This is a genomic window from Micromonospora sp. NBC_00617, from assembly GCF_045161355.1.
Classification (GTDB): domain Bacteria; phylum Actinomycetota; class Actinomycetes; order Mycobacteriales; family Micromonosporaceae; genus Micromonospora.
Map to the genome: position 1 here is coordinate 6552963 of NZ_CP107751.1, position 17260 is coordinate 6570222.

Annotated in this window: 15 protein-coding genes and 2 pseudogenes; 13 read left to right on the forward strand and 4 right to left on the reverse strand. The window is 72.5% G+C overall.

Going from position 1 to position 17260, the window contains the following annotated elements; translation table 11 throughout:
- Window positions 1-27 precede the first annotated feature (27 nt).
- A pseudogene (locus OG505_RS30380) lies at window positions 28-792 on the forward strand (DUF2252 family protein); the annotation flags it as partial.
- A 17-nt stretch (window positions 793-809) separates the two neighbouring features.
- On the opposite strand, the gene OG505_RS30385 reads toward OG505_RS30380, so the two are convergent.
- Complete coding sequence (locus OG505_RS30385; RefSeq protein WP_405429434.1) at window positions 810-1856, reverse strand: glucose 1-dehydrogenase; 1047 nt, start codon at window positions 1854-1856, stop codon at window positions 810-812.
- Window positions 1857-1971: 115 nt separating this feature from the next.
- Between OG505_RS30385 and OG505_RS30390 the strand changes: the two are divergent.
- Window positions 1972-2568, forward strand: a pseudogene (locus tag OG505_RS30390) (NADH-quinone oxidoreductase subunit C); the annotation flags it as partial.
- Window positions 2569-2927: 359 nt separating this feature from the next.
- Entirely contained in the window at window positions 2928-3890 is a 963-nt protein-coding gene (gene nuoH / locus OG505_RS30395) for an NADH-quinone oxidoreductase subunit NuoH (RefSeq protein ID WP_405429435.1), read from the forward strand.
- Between the two features lie 175 nt (window positions 3891-4065).
- Here nuoH and OG505_RS30400 read toward each other — a convergent pair whose 3' ends face one another.
- A complete protein-coding gene (locus tag OG505_RS30400) occupies window positions 4066-5085 on the reverse strand; it encodes a glutathione S-transferase family protein (protein WP_405429436.1) in 1020 nt (339 codons plus the stop codon).
- Window positions 5086-5201: 116 nt separating this feature from the next.
- On the opposite strand from OG505_RS30400, the gene OG505_RS30405 reads away from it, so the two are divergent.
- On the forward strand, window positions 5202-5630 hold the full coding sequence (locus OG505_RS30405) for an ester cyclase (protein WP_405429437.1): 429 nt from the start codon (window positions 5202-5204) through the stop codon (window positions 5628-5630).
- On the opposite strand, the gene OG505_RS30410 is transcribed toward OG505_RS30405, so the two are convergent.
- A complete protein-coding gene (locus tag OG505_RS30410) occupies window positions 5611-6186 on the reverse strand; it encodes a Uma2 family endonuclease (protein ID WP_405429438.1) in 576 nt (191 codons plus the stop codon). The two genes, OG505_RS30405 and OG505_RS30410, sit on opposite strands and share 20 nt — an antisense overlap.
- 95 nt (window positions 6187-6281) lie before the next feature.
- Between OG505_RS30410 and OG505_RS30415 the strand changes: the two genes are divergently transcribed.
- The 9 genes from OG505_RS30415 to OG505_RS30455 all read left to right on the forward strand — a co-directional run bounded on the left by OG505_RS30415 (window position 6282) and on the right by OG505_RS30455 (window position 15956).
- Window positions 6282-6893 (forward strand): NuoI/complex I 23 kDa subunit family protein, encoded by a 612-nt coding sequence (locus OG505_RS30415; RefSeq protein ID WP_405429439.1) that lies wholly within the window; start codon window positions 6282-6284, stop codon window positions 6891-6893.
- A 55-nt stretch (window positions 6894-6948) separates the two neighbouring features.
- On the forward strand, window positions 6949-7500 hold the full coding sequence (locus tag OG505_RS30420) for an NADH-quinone oxidoreductase subunit J (protein ID WP_405429440.1): 552 nt from the start codon (window positions 6949-6951) through the stop codon (window positions 7498-7500).
- Window positions 7497-7850: an NADH-quinone oxidoreductase subunit NuoK gene (gene nuoK / locus OG505_RS30425; protein WP_405429441.1), complete on the forward strand. Its 354-nt coding sequence runs from the start codon at window positions 7497-7499 to the stop codon at window positions 7848-7850. The genes OG505_RS30420 and nuoK overlap by 4 nt, the downstream gene beginning before the upstream one ends.
- A complete protein-coding gene (locus tag OG505_RS30430; RefSeq protein ID WP_405429442.1) occupies window positions 7847-9781 on the forward strand; it encodes an NADH-quinone oxidoreductase subunit L in 1935 nt (644 codons plus the stop codon). Before nuoK ends, OG505_RS30430 begins: the two co-directional genes overlap by 4 nt.
- A gap of 55 nt (window positions 9782-9836) precedes the next feature.
- Window positions 9837-11345, forward strand: coding sequence for a NuoM family protein (locus OG505_RS30435; RefSeq protein WP_405429443.1), 1509 nt, complete (start codon window positions 9837-9839; stop codon window positions 11343-11345).
- A 40-nt stretch (window positions 11346-11385) separates the two neighbouring features.
- Window positions 11386-12864 (forward strand): NADH-quinone oxidoreductase subunit N, encoded by a 1479-nt coding sequence (locus OG505_RS30440; RefSeq protein ID WP_405429444.1) that lies wholly within the window; start codon window positions 11386-11388, stop codon window positions 12862-12864.
- 111 nt (window positions 12865-12975) lie between these two features.
- Window positions 12976-13851 carry a zinc metalloprotease HtpX gene (gene htpX / locus OG505_RS30445; RefSeq protein ID WP_405429445.1) on the forward strand — a complete coding sequence of 292 codons (876 nt, stop codon included), beginning with the start codon at window positions 12976-12978 and terminating at the stop codon, window positions 13849-13851.
- A 141-nt stretch (window positions 13852-13992) separates the two neighbouring features.
- A complete protein-coding gene (locus OG505_RS30450) occupies window positions 13993-15252 on the forward strand; it encodes an MFS transporter (protein WP_405429446.1) in 1260 nt (419 codons plus the stop codon).
- Window positions 15253-15377: 125 nt separating this feature from the next.
- Window positions 15378-15956 carry a 2'-5' RNA ligase family protein gene (locus OG505_RS30455; RefSeq protein WP_405429447.1) on the forward strand — a complete coding sequence of 193 codons (579 nt, stop codon included), beginning with the start codon at window positions 15378-15380 and terminating at the stop codon, window positions 15954-15956.
- A gap of 627 nt (window positions 15957-16583) precedes the next feature.
- Here the strand turns inward: OG505_RS30455 and lepB are convergent.
- Window positions 16584-17228 (reverse strand): signal peptidase I, encoded by a 645-nt coding sequence (lepB, locus tag OG505_RS30460; RefSeq protein ID WP_405429448.1) that lies wholly within the window; start codon window positions 17226-17228, stop codon window positions 16584-16586.
- Window positions 17229-17260: the final 32 nt, after the last annotated feature.

A 17260-nucleotide genomic window follows, 5' to 3' on the forward strand; every position in this document is an offset into this window, starting at 1 on the left:
TCGCCCGACGTGAGGGCTGGTCGGGCCCGGGTCGACCTGCTCGCCGAGCAGACCACCGTCGACAACTACGAGCGGCGGTTCTCCATCGGAGACGGGGTCTTCGAGGTCGACGGGAAGACCCGGGACCGGGTTCTCGCCGCCTTCGAGGAGTACCTGGGCACTCTTCCGGCCGCCTCGGCCCGGCTGCGCCCGGTGGCGACGCGGATCAAGGACGTGGTGCTGCGCAAGGGGGTCGGCATCGGGTCGGCCGGCCTGCCGTCGTACAACCTGCTGCTGGAGGGGCACACGCAGGCGCTGGAGAACGACGTCGTGATCTACATGAAGCAGGCGCAGGTGCCGGCGGTGGCCCGCTACTCGACCGACGACTCGGTACGCGGCTACTTCCAGCACCAGGGTCACCGGACCGCCGAGTCGCAGCGGGCGTTGCAGGCGCACGCCGATCCGTGGCTGGGCTTCACCGAGCTGGACGGCGCCGGTCAGCTCGTCGCCGAGGTCTCCCCGTACGCGGCAGACCTGGACTGGTCCGACGTCAACGAGCCGGACGAGCTGACCGGGGTGCTGGCCGACCTTGGCCGGGCGGTGGCCCGGATGCACTCGGTCGCCGACGACGAGTCCAGTCACGACCTGGTGGACTACTCCACCGAGGAGGCGATCGTCGCCGCCGTGGACACCGACGAGTCGGGCCTCGTCACCCACCTGGTGGACTTCGCGCACGCGTACGGGGTGCGCGCCCGCCAGGATCACCAGCTCTTCGTGGACCTGTTCCGCAACGGCCGGCTACCGGGCATCTGACGTCGCCAGCCCGCCGTTCAGGAGGCGAACTCCAGCACCACCTTGATGTCGTCCGGCCCGGGGGTGTACGCGTCGGCGTACCTGTTCACCGGAACCCGTCGGGTGATCAGTGAGGAGAGCCAGACCTGGTCGGCGCGGGCGAGTGCCTGCGCGGCCATGTCCCAGTGCCGACGGTTGGCGTTCACCGAGCCGAACACCACGTTGTTCTCCAGCACCAGTTCGCGGTTGAGGGCCCCGGCGTCGAAGTCGATGCGCCGTCCGCCGCTGGACACGCCCGCCAGGCAGACGATCCCGTTGGGCGCGGCCCTGCACATGACGTCGAGGACGACCGTGGGTGCGCCGGTGCACTCGATCACCACGTCCGGCTCGAAGGGCAGGTCGTTGACCGGCACCGCGTGGTAGGTGGCGCCGAGCCCGGCGACCAGCTCCGGCTTGGGCCCGTCGGTGGCCCGGTCCAACACGTGGACAGTGAGCCCGCGCTGAATGCCGAGCAGCGCGGCCAGCAGCCCGATCGGCCCGGCGCCGGTCACCAGGACGGTCTGCGGCCGCCATTCGGCCCGGTGGCCGATCCGCTCGATGTGGTCCCACGCCTTGGCCACCACGCTGGTCGGCTCCAACAGCACGCCGACCTGGGCCAGCACCGGGTCGAGGCGGACCGCGAACCGGGGCTCGATCCGCCAGCGGTCCCGGGCGAACCCGGGTAGCGCCTTGATGCCGTGCTCGGTGTACTGACCATTGCGGCACATGTCCCACTCGCCGACCGCGCAGTTGGGGCAGGGCACCGGGTCGGGATGCCGGACGATGCCGGCCACCAGGTCGCCGGGTTGCACGGTGCCGCTCGGGTCCTCCAGCACCCGGCCCAGCGACTCGTGCCCGATGACCAGGCGGTCCGCGCCCGGTGGCGCCTCGCCGTACTCCCCGGCGATGATCTCGTGGTCGGTGCCGCAGATTCCCACGGCCAGTGCCTCGACCAGGACCGCGCCCTCCTCGGGCGCCGGCTCCGGCTGATCCTCGGCGAGGCTCAGCGAGTTGGCGACCCCGGGTTTCACAGTGACAGCGCGCACGCCCTCATCTTTCCCCGCCGACGGGCCCGCCGCCCGGTAAAGCGGGCAGATCACCGGGGTCGGTCGTGGACCGCGGGCCGGGTCGACGCCGGGCCGAAGCCCTAGGATCAGCGGCATGACTGAGGAAGAGGTCGGCGCTCGGCTGGTCGCGCTGCTCGCGCCGGTCGAGGCGACCCCGTCGGTCTCCGGCGGGCAGCGGTTCGCCCGGGCCACCGTCGACGTACCCCCGACGAGTTGGTCGGCCGCCGTCCGGGCCGCCCGCGACGACAGCGAGCTGGCCTGCGACTTCTTCGACTGGCTCTCCGCCGTCGACGAGTTGGCCGAGGGCTTCGACGTGGTGGCGCACCTCTGGTCGACGCGGTTGCGGCACGGCGTGCTGCTGCGCACCCGGGTGCCCCGCGATGCGCCCTCGGTGGCCTCGGTGGTCGACGTCTACCCGGGTGCCGCCTGGCACGAGCGGGAGACCCACGAGATGTTCGGCATCGACTTCGTCGGCCACGGGGAGCTGCGACCGCTGCTCCTGCCCCCCGAGTTCGAGGGCCACCCGCTGCGCAAGGAGTTCGTGCTCGCCTCCCGGGTGGCGAAGCCCTGGCCGGGCGCGAAGGAGCCGGGCGAGTCGGAGGCCGGCGGTGGCCGCCGACCGATCCGCCCACCGGGCGTGCCCGCTCCGGGCGAGTGGGGAACGACGCCGACTCCGGCCGGCGCGGGCGGCGTGGGGGAGGGTCCGCGCGGCGGCACCCCGGCCCGACCAGCCGGCGACCGACCCGCGCGGCCTGCGCCGGGGGCCCGTCCGGCGCGTACTCCCCGGGTCGCCGGCCCCGCCGACGACCCGGGACCGGCCGACCAGCCCGCGCCCGGCGCCGGCCCGGCTGCCGGCACTGTCGACGGCCCCGCATCGGCCGACAAGCCCGCGCCCGGCGCAGGACCGGCCGCAGCTGGCGTCGCACGCGACCGGCCGGGCCCCGACGCGGGCGCGGAGTCCGGTGGCGACCCGGCCACCGCCGGTGGCGAGGCGGTCGCGGACCCGCCCGGCCGTGACGACCGGACCGACCACGACGGGGGTACGGCCTGATGCCGCTCTGGGTGGAGCTGGTGCTCCGGGTGGGCGGCGTGATCGTCGCGTTCCTCACCCTGCCGCTGCTCGTCGGCCAGGCTGAGCACAAGGTGATGGCGCACATGCAGGGCCGCCTCGGCCCGATGTACGCGGGTGGCTTCCATGGTTGGGCGCAACTCGTGGCGGACGGCATCAAGTTCGTGCAGAAGGAGGACATCACCCCGCGCGAGGCGGACCGGGCGGTGTTCCGGCTGGCGCCCGCGGTGGCCCTGGTTCCGTATCTGCTGGTGCTGCTGGTCATCCCGCTCGGCCCGAACGACCTGGTCGGGCAACCGTTGGACATCGGCCTGTTCTTCGTGCTGGCCGTGGTCGGCATCGGGGTGGTGGCGGTGCTCATGTCGGCGTGGGCGTCGGCCAACAAGTACAGCCTGCTCGGCGGGTTGCGCGGGGCCGCTCAGCTGCTCGGGTACGAGCTGCCGCTGGTGCTGGCCGCCGCGTCGGTGGCGATGGCGGCCGGCACGCTCAGCCTGTCCGGCATCGTCGAGGCGTGGCAACCGTGGTGGCTGCTGTGGCAGGCGCCCGCGATGATCATCTTCTTTGTCGCCGGGCTGGCCGAGATCCGCCGGCCGCCATTCGACATGCCGGTGGCCGACTCGGAGCTGGTCTTCGGTTACCTGACCGAGTACACGGGGCTGCGGTTCGCGTTCTTCCTGCTCGCCGAGTACGTCGGCATCGTGGTGATCGCCGCGCTGACCACGGTGCTGTTCCTCGGTGGCTGGCAGGGCCCGTTCGCCGACGAGCACCTGGGCTGGCTGTGGACCCTGCTCAAGGTCTTCGCCGTGGCCTTCGTGATCATCTGGCTGCGGGTGTCCTACCCCCGGCTGCGCGAGGACCAGCTCCAACGCCTCTGCTGGCTGGTCCTGGTCCCCGCCTCCCTGGCCCAACTGGTCCTCACCGCAGCAGTCCGCGTAGCCCTGTAGACCCCCGCCCACCCCGCCCTCGCCCCCGCGCGCCCCCGCTCCTCCCCTCGCCGATCTTGCACTTTCTGTGGCGACAAATGCTGTTGAGTAGGGCATTTCGGCGACACAAAGTGCAAGATCGGCGAGGGGAGGGGGTGGGGCAGGGCGCGGGGTGGGTGGGGCAGGGTGGGAGGGGTTAGTGCAGCGGGGTGTGGGCGGGGTCTACGGGTTCGGCCGGGGGTGGGGGTGGGGTGCCGTCGCCGAAGGGGCGACCGCCGAGCGCTTCCCGGCCGTGCGGGGTGACCCAGTTGGACAGGTCGGGGCCGAGCGGCACGATTCCGGTCGGGTTGATGTCGCGGTGCACCTCGTAGTAGTGCCGCTTGATGTGGTCGAAGTCGATGGTGTCGCCGAATCCGGGGGTCTGGAACAGGTCCCGGGCGTACGCCCACAGCACCGGCATCTCGCTCAGCTTCTGCCGGTTGCACTTGAAGTGGCCGTGGTAGACCGGGTCGAAGCGGACCAGCGTGGTGAACAGCCGCACATCGGCCTCGGTGATGGTGTCGCCGACCAGGTACCGCTGGTCGGTCAGCCGCTCGGTCAACCAGTCCAGCCGGTCGAACAACCGGTGGTACGACTTGTCGTACGCCTCCTGGCTGCCCGCGAACCCGCACCGGTAGACGCCGTTGTTGACGTCGCGGAACACGACGTTGTTGACCTCGTCGATCTGCTCCCGCAGGTGCTCGGGATAAAGCTGCGGGGCGCCGTCGCGGTGGTACGCGGTCCACTGGGTGGACAGGTCCAGGCTCATCTGCGCGTAGTCGTTGGTCACCACCTGCCCGGTCGGCACGTCGATCATCGCCGGCACGGTGATGCCGCGTTCGTAGTCGGGGAAGCGCTTGAAGAACGCCTCCTGGAGGCGCTCGATGCCGAGCACCGGGTCCCGCCCATCCGGGTCGAGGTCGAAGGTCCAGCTCCGGGCGTCGTGGGTCGGGCCGGCCACCGCCATCGAGATGGCGTCCTCCAGGCCGAGCAGCCGTCGCACGATGATCAGGCGGTTGGCCCACGGGCAGGCTCGACTGACCGCCAGCCGGTACCGGCCCGGCTCGACCGGGTAGCCGTCCCGCCCGTCCGCGGTGATCCGGGTGGCGATGTACCGCTGGTCCCGGGTGAACTCGCCACCCGGCTCGACGTACTTCCCGCCTGTTTCCTCGCCCACGTCATCCTCCGGTCTGTTGCCGCCTCCCTCTTATCCTCGCGGATCTTCGGTCCGGCCGTGCGGTGCGGCTCAACCTGGCCCGGCTCGGGGCCGGCCCGTCCGGATACCCTGCCGGCATGACGGATGTGGAGGCGGCGGCCCGGCGCTTCATCGCGGACGTGTGGAACGCCCGCCGGGAGGAGTCGGCCCACGAGTTGATCGCCGAGGAGTGCCCCGGCCTGGGTGGGACCGGTCCGGAGGCGACGCTGGCCTGGCACCGCGAGCGGCGGGCGGCCTTCCCGGACCTGCGCTACAAGATCGTCGACGTGGTCGCCGCCGGCGAGCGGGTGGCCGTGCACTGGCGGGCGGCCGGCACCCACACCGGGCAGTTCGGGCCGGTGCCGCCGACCGGCCAGGTGGTCAGCTACTCCGGGGCGACGTTCCTGCGCTTCGACACGGCGGGCCGGATCGTCGAGGTGTGGAGCTGCAACGAGCTGTTCCAGCTCCTCCAACAGCTCGGCGTCGAGATGCTCCCACCGACCGTCGTCAGCGGACCCGGGGCGTGATCCGGTTGATCGGCAGGTTGATCGGGAAGGGTTCGCCGGTGTCGACGAACTTGGTCCACCGCCCGGTCTCGGCGTAGACCTCGTTCACGGCGTCGATCCGGTAGGTCACGACCTCCAACCCGCCACCATCGGTCTCGATCCGCCAGTAGAAGGGGATGCCGGCCTGGGCGTACAGCGCCGGCTTCAACACCCGGTCGATCGAGCGGGTGCTCGGCGAGACGATCTCGATGGCGACGACCACCTCGTGCGGCTCGTACCTCGACGGCTCGCGGGCCGCCGCGGCGGCCGTGGTGATCAGCACGTCGGGGATGAACGATCGGGTGCGGTTGATCCGCACCTCGACCGCCTGGGTCACGTCGTAGCCGTCGGGGCAGTCTTCGTCGAGCGCGGCCATCAGGCGGCCAGCGATGCTCTGGTGGGTACGGGTGAGGGAGGGGGACATCAGCAGCACTCCATCGAGCAGTTCCCGGCGGCGGCCGTCCTCGGGCAGCGCATCCAGATCGTCAGTCGTCCATCCGCTCTCGGGCGGGTAGTCGCTCTGCAGCGCGGCGGTCATGAGCGGGTCCTTCCAGGTGCGTCGTTCTCCCCGCGACCACCGTACCGCCGTGGACCTGTGGGTGGTGGTCGCGCGCGCCGGGGCCACAGGGCAGGATGGTCCACATGACCGACCCCAGCGAGCACGGCGACCCGGCGGGCGGCGCCACGGAACGCGGCCTGCCCGGCGCGGGCCTGGTCAAGGGGCTGGCGGTCACCCTCAAGACGATGACCAGCCGCTCGACCACGCAGCAGTACCCGGACGTCGCCCCCGAGCTGCCGCCGCGCTCGCGCGGAGTGATCGCGCTGTCGGAGGAGAACTGCACGGTCTGCATGCTCTGCGCCCGCGAGTGCCCGGACTGGTGCATCTACATCGACTCGCACAAGGAGGAGGTGGCGGTGCCCGGCGCCGCCCGCCCCCGCCAACGCAACGTGCTGGACAAGTTCGACATCGACTTCTCGCTCTGCATGTACTGCGGCATCTGCATCGAGGTCTGCCCGTTCGACGCGCTCTACTGGTCTCCCGAGTTCGAGTACGCCGAGTACGACATCAAGGACCTGCTGCACGACAAGGACCACCTCGGTCAGTGGATGGCCACCGTTCCACCGCCGCCGGCGCACGACCCGAACGGCGAGCCGGCCAAGGAGGAGACCGCGGCGGCCCGCAAGGCCGCGCGTTCGATCCCACCGGCGGTACGTCCCGACGCCGACCCGGGTCCCGCGTCGTGACCGCCCGCGTCGTGACGGGCCGGGGCGCGGCCCGACCCGGCGGAAGGGCGGCCCGGTGACCGGCGCGGATCTGTTGCTGCTCGCCCTGGGCGCGGTCGCGGTGGGCGCCGGCGTGCTGGTGGTGACCACGAAGCACCTGGTCCGGGCCGGGCTCTACCTGGTGGTCTGCCTGGGCGCGTTGGCCGGCGACTATCTGGTGCTCGGCGCCGAGCTGGTCGCCTGGGTGCAGGTGCTGATCTATGTGGGCGCGGTGGTGGTGCTGCTGTTGTTCGCGGTGATGCTGACGCGGGCCCCGATCGGGGCCTCCGACGATCTGGACCGGCCCGGCTGGCCCGCCGCGCTGATCGGTGGCGGGGCCGGCCTGGGGCTGAGCGTCCTGCTGGTCGACGCGTACCGGTGGAGCACCGTCACGATGCCCGGCGCGGGCACGGCCGAGCGGCTGGGCGAGCAGATCTTCCGGTCCTGGGTGCTGCCGTTCGAGGTGCTCTCCGTCCTGCTGCTGTCCGCCCTGGTGGGCGCGGTGGTGCTGTCCCGGCCGGACATCGGTCGGCGCGGCGACGATGCCGAGGCGGCGACGGGGAGCATGGCCTCCGGGGGGCGTCGGTGAGGCCCGTCATCCCGTACGTCACCGCGGCGCTGCTGTTCGGCCTCGGCGTGTACGGCGTGCTGCGCCGACGCAACGCCGTGCTGGTGCTGATGGCGGTCGAGCTGATGCTCAACGCGGTGAACCTCATCCTGGTCACGGCGGACACCACGGTCCGTGCGGTGCTGCCGCACTCCGGTCAGGTCTTCGCGCTGTTCGTCATCGTGCTCGCCGCCGCGGAAATCGGGGTGGGGCTGGCGATCGTCCTTCAGCTCTACCGCCTGCGGGCCACCGTGGCGGTGGATGACGTGGCGTTGACCGAGCCGCCGGCGCCCGCGCGGACCGTCAGCCAGAACGCGGAGGCGGGTCGGTGACCGGGCTGCTCGGGGCGGCGCTGCCCGCCGTACCGCTGGTCGCCGGCCTGCTCGGTCTGCTGCTGCCGCCGGCCCCGCGTCACCCGGGTGGTGCGGCCGGCGGCGACCGGGCCCGGACGGCCGCCGTGACGATCGGCGTGGCCGGCGCCGCCGGCGCGCTGGCGTTGGCCGTCGCCCTGCTGGTGACTGTCGACGGTCCGACCCAGACGTCGACGACCTGGGTCGACATCGGCGGGCTGAGGGTGACCCTCGGCCTACGCCTGGACGGCGCCGCCGCGCTGGTCGCCGTCGCGGTCGCCGCGGTCGCGCTGGCCGTGCAGGTCTACTCGATCGGCTATCTGCGGCGCGGCCCCCACGACGACGTCGACGTCGACCACCGCTATCCGCCGTACGCCGCCCAGATCAGCCTCTTCACCGGTGCGATGCTGCTGGTGGTGGTCTCCGGCGACCTGATCATGCTGCTGGTCGGCTGGGAGGTGATGGGCCTCTGCTCGTACCTGCTCATCGCCCACGACCGTCGGCTCGCGGGCGCACCGGCCGCCGCGATGAAGGCGTTCCTGGTGACCCGGGTGGGTGATGTCGGCTTCCTGCTCGGCATCGCGCTGCTCGGCGTGTCGACGGGCAGCTTCCGGATCACCGACGTGCTCGCGCACGACCACTCCGACGCGACCCTGACCGCCGCCGGCCTGTTGCTGCTGGCCGGGGTGGCCGGCAAGAGCGCGCAGTTCCCGCTGCACACCTGGTTGCCGGACGCGATGGCCGGCCCGACGCCGATCTCCGCGCTGATCCACGCCGCGACGATGGTGGCCGCCGGGGTGTACGCGGTGACCCGCCTCTACCCGCTGTTCACGGCCGCTCCGGTCACGTTGACCGTGCTCGGGGTGCTCGGCGCGATCACCCTGCTGCTCGGGGCGCTCGCCGCTACCGCCCAGGACGACATCAAGCGGGTGCTGGCCTGGTCGACCGTGTCCCAGCTCGGCTACATGACCGGCGCGCTGGCCGTCGGCTCACCGTCGGCGGCGCTGTTTCACCTGCTCACCCACGCAGCGTTCAAGGCGCTGCTGTTCCTCGCCGCCGGCGCGGTGATCCACGCCGTGGGCACCACGCTGATGTCGGAGATGGGTGGTCTGCGGCGCAGCATGCCGGTGACGTTCTGGTGCACCGTGATCGGCCTCGGGGCCCTGGCCGGTGTGCCGCCGCTGGCCGGCTTCTGGAGCAAGGACGGCGTGTTGACGGTCGCCGAGTCGGCCGCGTTGGAGGGCACCGGGCCGACGCCGTCGTGGGTGGGTTGGCTGGTCTGGCTGGCCGGGTTGCTCGGTGTGGCGATCACCGCCTGGTACGCGGGCCGGTTGCTGCTGCGGGCCTTCTTCGGCGAGCCGCGGCTGCCGCTGGTCACACCGCACGATCCGCCGGCGGTGCTGCGGTGGCCGGTGCTGCTGTTGGCCGTGCCGGCCGGGCTGCTCGGCCTGGCCGGGTTCGTGGGCGCGTTCGCCGACCGGCTGCGGTTCGCGACCGTTCCGGTCGCCGGTGCGGAGGACGGCCTGGTTCACGTCGGGCCGGCGCTGCTGCTGCCGCTGGCTCTGCTGGCGGTCGGCGCGGGGTTGGTGTGGGTGCGCTGGCAGCGGGACCGGGCCGCCGACCCGGCGACCGCGCTGGGTCCGCTACGGCCGATCTTCGCCCGCGCGTTCCGGCTCGACGACGTCCAGCACGCCCTTGTCGTACGCCCCGTCCGGGCGCTGGCCCGCCTCGCGCGCAGCGGCGACGAGGTGGTGGTCGACGGGGCCGTCGAGGGCAGTGGCCGGGCTGCCTCAAATCTGGGCACCGGGCTCGCCGCGCTGCACCGGGCGGCGCTGCCCCGAGCCGCCGCTGGTGTGCTGGCCGGTGCCCTGCTGATCGGCCTGGCCGCCGCCATGCTGGGGGCGATCCGGTGAGCGCGAGGAGTGAGTCGGGTTTGCGAGCCCCGCAGTCGCGAACAGAGGCGATCCGATGACGCTTGGGCAGGTTCTGCTTGTCGCCGTGCTGGTGGTGCCGGCGGTGGGCGCGGTCGCCGTGGCGGCGACTCCCCGGGACCGGGCCGCACGGATCGTCGGGACGGTCGCGGCGGCGCTGACCCTGCTGGCCGCCGTACCGCTGGTGTTCGGTGGGCGTGGGTGGTTCGCCTGGTCGGCCGGTACGCCCGCGGTGCGTCCCTGGCACCAGGTGGACCTGCCCTGGGTGCCCGGCCTGGATCTGCGTTTCCACCTCGGCGTCGACGGCATCTCCTGGCCGCTGGTGGTGCTGACCGCGCTGCTCACCCTGCTCTGCTGCGCGTACACGGTGTGGCGGGTGCCGGGCGGCGGCAGCGGCCGGGCGTTGGTGGCCCTGCTGCTGGTGGTCGAGGTGGGCATCCTCGGCACGTTCCTCGCCCTGGACCTGGTGCTGTTCTTCCTCTTCTTCGAGGTCGTCCTGCTGCCGATGTACGCGATCATCGCCGGCTGGGGTGGCGCGGACCGGCGGCGGGCGGCCCGCAAGTTCGCGCTCTACACCCTCTTCGGGTCGGTGCTGCTGCTGGTCGGCGTGTACGTCGTGGTCGCCGCGGCGGGCACCGCCGACGTGGTGGCGTTGACCGGTGGGGGCGGGCTGTCCCGGGGCACCCAGTTGGCCGCGTTCACGTTGCTCGCGCTGGCGTTCGCGGTGAAGAGCCCACTCTGGCCGCTGCACTCCTGGCTGCCCGACGCGCACACGCAGGCCCCGACGGTGGGCAGCGTCGTGCTGGCGGGCGTGCTGCTCAAGATGGGCACGTACGGGCTGATCCGGGTGGCGGTGGGGGTGGCGCCCGAGGGCGCCCGCTGGGCCGCGCCGGTGCTCGGGGTGCTGGCGGTCGCCGCGATCCTGGTCGGTTCGCTGGTCTGCCTGGCTCAGACCGAGGTGAAGCGGCTCATCGCGTACTCCAGCGTGGGGCACATGGGCTTCGTCCTGCTGGGCGTCGCCACGCTGACCGCCACCGGCATCCAGGCGGCCCTGATCGGCAACGTCGCGCACGGCGTGATCACCGGCCTGCTGTTCTTCCTGGCGGGTGCCGTGAAGGACCGCACCGGCTCGGGTGCGCTCGCCGAGCTGTCCGGGCTGCGGGAGACCGCGCCCCGGCTGGCGGGCCTGCTGGCGTTCGCGGCGATCGCGTCGCTCGGCCTGCCCGGGCTGGCCGGCTTCTGGGGGGAGGCGTTCGCGGTGGTCGCGGCGATCCAGGTGGGCGGTCCGCTGTGGATCACCCTCGGGGTGCTGGCGGCGGTCGGTGGTGCGCTCACGGCGGCGTACTTCCTGCGGTTGTTGCGCCAGGTCACCCACGGCCGGCCGAGCCCCGCGGTGGGTCGGGTCGGCGCCGGTCTGGCCGGCGCGGAGCTGACCGCGTGGGCGCCGCTGGTGCTGCTCGCGCTGGCCATCGGCCTGGTCCCGGCGCTGGTCCTCGGCGTCGCCGAGGCGCCCGTCGACGCCCTGATCGGGGTGGTCTCCCGATGAGCGCGGCGCAGCGGGTGGACGCGAACGAAGGCAGGCCCGAATGAGCGCCGTGCAGAGCGTGGACAGCGTGGCGTTGCTGCCGGCGTACCTGGCGGCCGGCACCGCCGTACTCGTGCTGATCATTGATCTGGTGGTGGCGCGGCCTCGGGCCACGGTCGCGGTGGCCGCGCTCGGCGCGCTCGGCACCGCGCTCGGCGCCGCAGTGGTCGGTGCGGGCGGCGAGCGGCGCACGTTCTGCGTCGGCGGCGACTGCTCCTGGGTCTTCGGCGGGCGGGCGGCCCTGGTCGCCGCGGTGGTGGCGCTGCTCACCCTGGGCGTGCTCGGGCTGTCGGTGCCGGCGCTGCGGGCCGGGCGGTCGCCGGTGGGGGAGTACGCCTTCCTGCTCGCCTGCTCGATGACCGGCGGTGTGGTGCTCGGCGCGGCCGGTGATCTGATCACCCTGATCGTGGCCCTGGAGACGCTGACCCTGCCGCTGTACGTGCTGGTCGGCCTGCGCCGGGGCAGCCTGGCCAGCGCCGAGGCGGCGGTGACGTTCTTCGTCGTGAGCGTGGTGGCCACCACGGTCACCCTGCTCGGCGCGGCGCTGCTGTACGCGGTGACCGGTTCACTGCACCTGGACCGGCTCGGCGCTCTGCTGGCCGAGCGGTCGGAGCTGCGCGACCTGCCGCTGACCACCGCCGCCGTGGCGCTGCTGCTGCTCGGACTGGCCTTCAAGGTGGCGGCGGTGCCGTTCCACGCCTGGGCGCCGGCCACCTACGACGGCGCCCCGCTGCCGGTGGCCGCGTACCTGTCGACGGCCTCGAAGCTGGGTGGCCTCGTCGCGGTGCTGGCCGTGGTGCAGCGGGCCCTGCCGGCGGACCAGACCGGCCCGGTGCTCGCCCTGCTGGCGGTGCTCACGATGACCGTCGGCAACCTGGTGGCGCTGCGCCAGCGGCGTACCGTCCGGCTGCTCGCCTGGTCCTCGGTGGCGCAGGCCGGTTACATCCTGGCCCCGCTGGGCGCGTTGGCGCTGGCTGCCGGCCGCACGGGCGAGGCGCGGTCCGCCGCGTACGCCGCCGCAATGGCGTACGCCGTCTTCTTCGTGGTGTTGGAGTTGGCCGCGTTCGCCGGGGTGACCGCGCTGCGCCCGGTGGGTGCGGACGGCGGCACGCTGGACGACCTGCGCGGCGCGGCCCGCCGGCACCCGTGGCGGGGCGCGGCGCTCGGTCTCGCGCTGGTGGGTCTGGCCGGGCTGCCGCCGGGCCTGGCCGGGCTGTTCGCGAAGGTGACGGTGGTCCGGTCCCTGCTGGACGGCGGTGCGGCCTGGCTGGCGCTGGTGGTGGCGCTGAACGCGGTGATCGGCCTGGCGTACTACCTGCGGGTCACGGCCGTGCTGTGGGCGCCGACGGCGACATCGGGTGGCGCGGCTCCGGCCGTACCGCTGGGGGGTGTGGTGGCGGCGGTGCTGGCGGTGGCCACGGTGGCCGCCGTGGTGCTCGGCTTCGCCCCGCAGCTGGTGCTGGATCTGGCCGCCCGCTGACCTGCGACTCCAGTCTCAGTTAATTCTCAGCGTTGAGATGGATGGTTGACGGGTACCGGGTTGTTGAACCGGTCAGCGGATCCCGGCGATCCGTGCACCGAAGGAGAGATCGTGCACCACAACCGTCTGAAGACCGCCGCGCTGCTCGGTCTGCTCACCGCCCTGATCCTCGCGGTGGGCTACTGGTTCGGCGGCAGTGGCGGCCTGGTCATCGCCGTCCTCATCTCACTGGTCATGAACGGCATTTCCTACTTCTACTCCGACAAGCTCGCGCTGCGCTCGATGCGGGCGCAACCGGTCAGCGAGGCGCAGTTCCCCGAGCTGTACCGGATGGTGCGTGAGTTGGCGACCGAGGCCCGGCAGCCCATGCCGCGCCTGTACGTCAGCCCGACCGCCCAGCCCAACGCGTTCGCCACCGGGCGTAACCCGCAGCACGCGGCGGTCTGCGTGACCCAGGGCATCACCGAGATCCTGGATTACCGGGAGCTGCGGGGTGTGATCGGGCACGAGCTGTCGCACGTCTACAACCGGGATATCCTGATCTCCAGCGTGGCTGCCGGTCTGGCCGGCATCATCACCTTCCTCGCGAACATCGCCTGGTTCATCCCGCTGGGCGGTGGGGACGACGAGGATTCGCCCAACCCGGCAGTCCTGCTGCTGACCCTGATCCTCGGCCCGATCGCGGCCACCGTGATCCAGTTGGCGATCAGCCGCAGCCGTGAGTTCCAGGCCGACCAGTCGGGCGCCGAGCTGAGCCGGGACCCGCTGGCCCTGGCCAGCGCCCTGCGCAAGATCGACGCTGTGGCCCGGCGACGCCCGCTGCCCGCCCAGGGCACGCTCACCAGCACCGCCCACCTGATGATCGCCAACCCGTTCTCCGGTGGCGCGGTGTCCGCGCTCTTCTCCACCCACCCCAAGATGGAGGACCGGGTCGCCCGGCTGGAGCGGATGGCCGCCAACTCGGGGCCCGTGCAGTTCCAGCGCTGACCTTCTCTGCTCTCCGCCCGCACCCGCTCGCATCGGGTGCGGGCGGAGCGCTGTGTCGGGGCCGATATCCGGTACTGCCCCGACGAGCCGCGGCGTTAGGGTCACAACGGCTCACGCTCATTACATTCTCGGAGGTTCACGGTGGCCGCGCTGCGTCAGTACCTGGGTGTCTGGCGGATCCCCGGTGCGCCGATCCTGCTGGTCACCGGCATCATCGGGCGACTCGGAATCGGCATGACGCCGCTGGCGCTGCTGCTGGTGGTCGAGCAGGTGACCGGCCGGTACGCGCTGGCCGCCGTCGCCGGCGGCATCTACGCCGTCGCCGGCGCCGCGCTCAGCCCGGTGGCCGGGCGGATCGCCGACCGGGTCGGCCCGAGCCCGGTGCTGCTCGTCACCGCCGTGGCTCACCCGCTGGCGCTCATCGGACTGCTGCTGGCCAGCCGCTCGGGCGACGACGCCCTCGCCGCCATCTACCTGACAGCCGGCGTCGCCGGTGCGACGTACCCGCCGCTCACCGCCGCCATCCGCGGCGCCTGGAACGAGCTGACCAGCCCCGCCTCCGGCCGGTACGCCCTGCGCAACACCGCCCTGGCCGCGGAGACCTCGCTCTTCGAGATCGTGTTCGTGCTCGGCCCGCTGCTCGTGGCCGGCTTCGTGCTGGTCGCCGACGCGGCCGCCGCGCTGATCGGGGCAGCGGTCGTCACCCTGGTGGGCACCACCGCCGTCGCCCTCGGTCGGGTGATGCGGGGGTGGCGTCCGCACCCGCGCGAACACCACGCCCGCGGGCTCGGCCCGCTGCGGGTCGGCGGTTTTCCGGCCCTGCTGGTCTGCGTGGCCGGGCTGGGCATCGCCTTCGGCGCCGCCGGTGTGACCGTTCCGGCGTACGCCGGCAACGCCACCACCGGCGATTCGGAGAGCCTGGCCGGGCTGCTGCTGGCGGTCTGGGGAGTCGGCAGTGCGATCGGCGGCTTCTGGTTCGGCGTACGCCGGCCGGCGTCGAACATGACCCGCCAGTTCGCGCTGCTGCTCGCCGCGCTGGCCGGCACCTTCGTGGTGTTCGCGGTGATGCCCACGCCGCTCGCGCTGGGCGTGGCGCTGGTCGTCGGTGGGGCCACCATCGCGCCGGCGTTGACCCTGGAGAACACCCTGGTCGGCCGGATCGCCCCGGCCGGCATGCTGAACGAGGCGTACACCTGGGTCGTCACGGTGGCCGTGGCGGCGAGCGCCGCCGGCGGCGCGGTGGCCGGCCTGATCGTGGATTATGCCGGGGGCGTGCCGTGGGCCTTCGTCTTCGCCGGGGTGGCGGTGGCCGTCGGGGCCGCGGTCGCCGCGCTGCCCGCCGGGCCCATCGCCCGGGCAGAAGCCTCGGCCGTACGCGCCGAAGAGCCCGTCCCCGTCTGACCCCTCACCGACCGGCCCGGTCCGGTCCGGCCCCGCGCCTTGATCGACTCGGGTTGCTGCAAGTCGCGGTGTCCGGTTGACGAGGACGCCCCGATGGCTTCTGTGGCCGCCCGGCGTCCATCAGAATGGGCATCGACGAGGGGGAATCATGGCCAAGCTGCTCTACTCGGCGACCGCGTCGCTCGACGGCTACTTACCAGGAAGCATTGCGGCCGTTTCCCGGACTTGACCTCATTCCGCCAACCTGGCTGCACCTAACCATGCAGGGCATCGGGTTCCTCGACGACCTGAGTGACGACCGGGTGGCCGAGCTGGACCGGGCGATCCGCCAAAAGCTTGCGCAGACGCCTACGCCCGTCGTCACGTTTCACCGGCCTGTCGTGCGACCCGAAGCCATCTACCTGCCAGCGCTCCCGTCCGAGCCAGTCGCAGCGGTGCGCAACGCAGTGAGGGCTGTCATCGGAGATGTGCTGGGTCCGGACAGCGTCGAGTTGGCGCCCGAGCATGTCCAGGGCTACCGCCCCCACGTGAGCATCGCCTACTCCAACACGGCGCAGCCCGCAGAGCCCATCGCGGCAGCGCTGGCGCAGGTTGAAGCGGCACCGGTCAAGGTAGCCCTCCACCAGGTAGCCCTCCTGGAGTTCCACCGAGACAACCGCATGTACGAGTGGACGCGATCTGAACAGGTCCGCATCGGGTATTGAGCCAGCAGGCCAGCGACAGGACGACAGCCTCCGAAGTGAGGCGGCCGGCCGCCGGCCGCCGGCGATGTGGTTCAAACTTTCTGTACGTCTTCAAGGCGGCCCTTGACGGGCCGCACGCGCCGCCGCCTGGGCGCGCGCCGGCCGCTGCCGCTGTCGCTCTGCGGCCGTCACGCCTGATGCCCGGCGGCTGGCGCGGAGAGCGGGAAGCCCGGGGCCGCCGCAGACGGGATAGCGGGCAGAGTGGTGGAGGTTCGTCGCCGGCAGCCAGCCGCGCCGCGCCCCGGGCAGCGCGGCGCAGAAAAGCGCGCGCCAGGTCCGCGCGGCAAGCCCCGAGCATGGGGGCGGGGGCCGCGCGACGGCATGCCGGTCGTCCAGGAGCCGACTCCACAGCCGCTCAGGGCCAGGTCAATCGCTCACCTGGGAGGGAAGGGGTGGCCGCCGGTGGCCAGCTCCGACTCCCGGGAGCCGGGCCCGTGCCGGGCGAGGTTGGGTCAACTGCGCCACTGTGGCGGTGTCCGCCGGGGGCGCGGTCCGTGACACGAAAGCCGACTCAGGCTGTTCGGCAGCGCCCGTACGTACGTCAAGGCCCGCTTGACGTGGCGGACCGGGCGGCGGTCCGCGCCCCGGTCAGCTTGGGCCGTCCGGCACCGCGTTGAAGGTTCCCGGGACCGGGAGCCAGCGGGCCCGGCTGAACGGCCAGAAGAGGGTGAAGGCGTGCCCCACCACCGCATTTTCGGAGATCGTCGACTCCTGGATGTCCTTGGACCCCTTCCAGTGCTGCAGAGAGTCGGCGGAGGCGGAGCGGTGGTCGCCCATCACCCAGAGCCGACCGGCGGGGATGGTGACGTCGAAGTCCTGATCGGCCGGCTTGTCCTGGACGCCGCTCGCGTCGGTGTAGACGTAGGGCTCGTCGAGGGGCTTCCCGTTGACCATGATCCGGCCCTGGGCGTCACAGCACGTAATGTGATCGCCGCCCACGCCGAGCACCCGCTTGATGAAGTCTTCTCCCTCGGAGGTGCCCCACCGCTCGGGGGCCTCGAAGACGATGATCTCCCCGCGCCTCGGCGAGCGGAAGTCGTAGACGAGCTTGTTGACCAGCACGTGGTCGTGGATGTTGAGCGTGTGCTCCATCGACTCCGACGGGATCCAGAATGTCTGCATAACGAAGGCGCGGACCAAGAACGCGACGAGGACAGCGACACCCAGCAGGATGGGCAGCTCCTTCCAGAAGGAGCTGCGCGGCTTCGTCCTCTCGGTTTGCTCGTCAATCACGGGTGGAGCCTACGACGCCGAGGTCCGCGCGC

Excerpts from the sequence above, each read along its gene's own strand:
- OG505_RS30435 (WP_405429443.1), top strand. The coding sequence starts at position 9,837 with ATGACGCTTGGGCAGGTTCTGCTTGTCGCCGTGCTGGTGGTGCCGGCG.
- OG505_RS30415 (WP_405429439.1), top strand. The coding sequence starts at position 6,282 with ATGGTCCACATGACCGACCCCAGCGAGCACGGCGACCCGGCGGGCGGC.
- OG505_RS30455 (WP_405429447.1), top strand. The coding sequence starts at position 15,378 with ATGGGCATCGACGAGGGGGAATCATGGCCAAGCTGCTCTACTCGGCGA.
- OG505_RS30410 (WP_405429438.1), bottom strand. The coding sequence starts at position 6,186 with ATGACCGCCGCGCTGCAGAGCGACTACCCGCCCGAGAGCGGATGGACG.
- OG505_RS30405 (WP_405429437.1), top strand. The coding sequence starts at position 5,202 with ATGACGGATGTGGAGGCGGCGGCCCGGCGCTTCATCGCGGACGTGTGG.
- OG505_RS30440 (WP_405429444.1), top strand. The coding sequence starts at position 11,386 with ATGAGCGCCGTGCAGAGCGTGGACAGCGTGGCGTTGCTGCCGGCGTAC.
- nuoH (WP_405429435.1), top strand. The coding sequence starts at position 2,928 with ATGCCGCTCTGGGTGGAGCTGGTGCTCCGGGTGGGCGGCGTGATCGTC.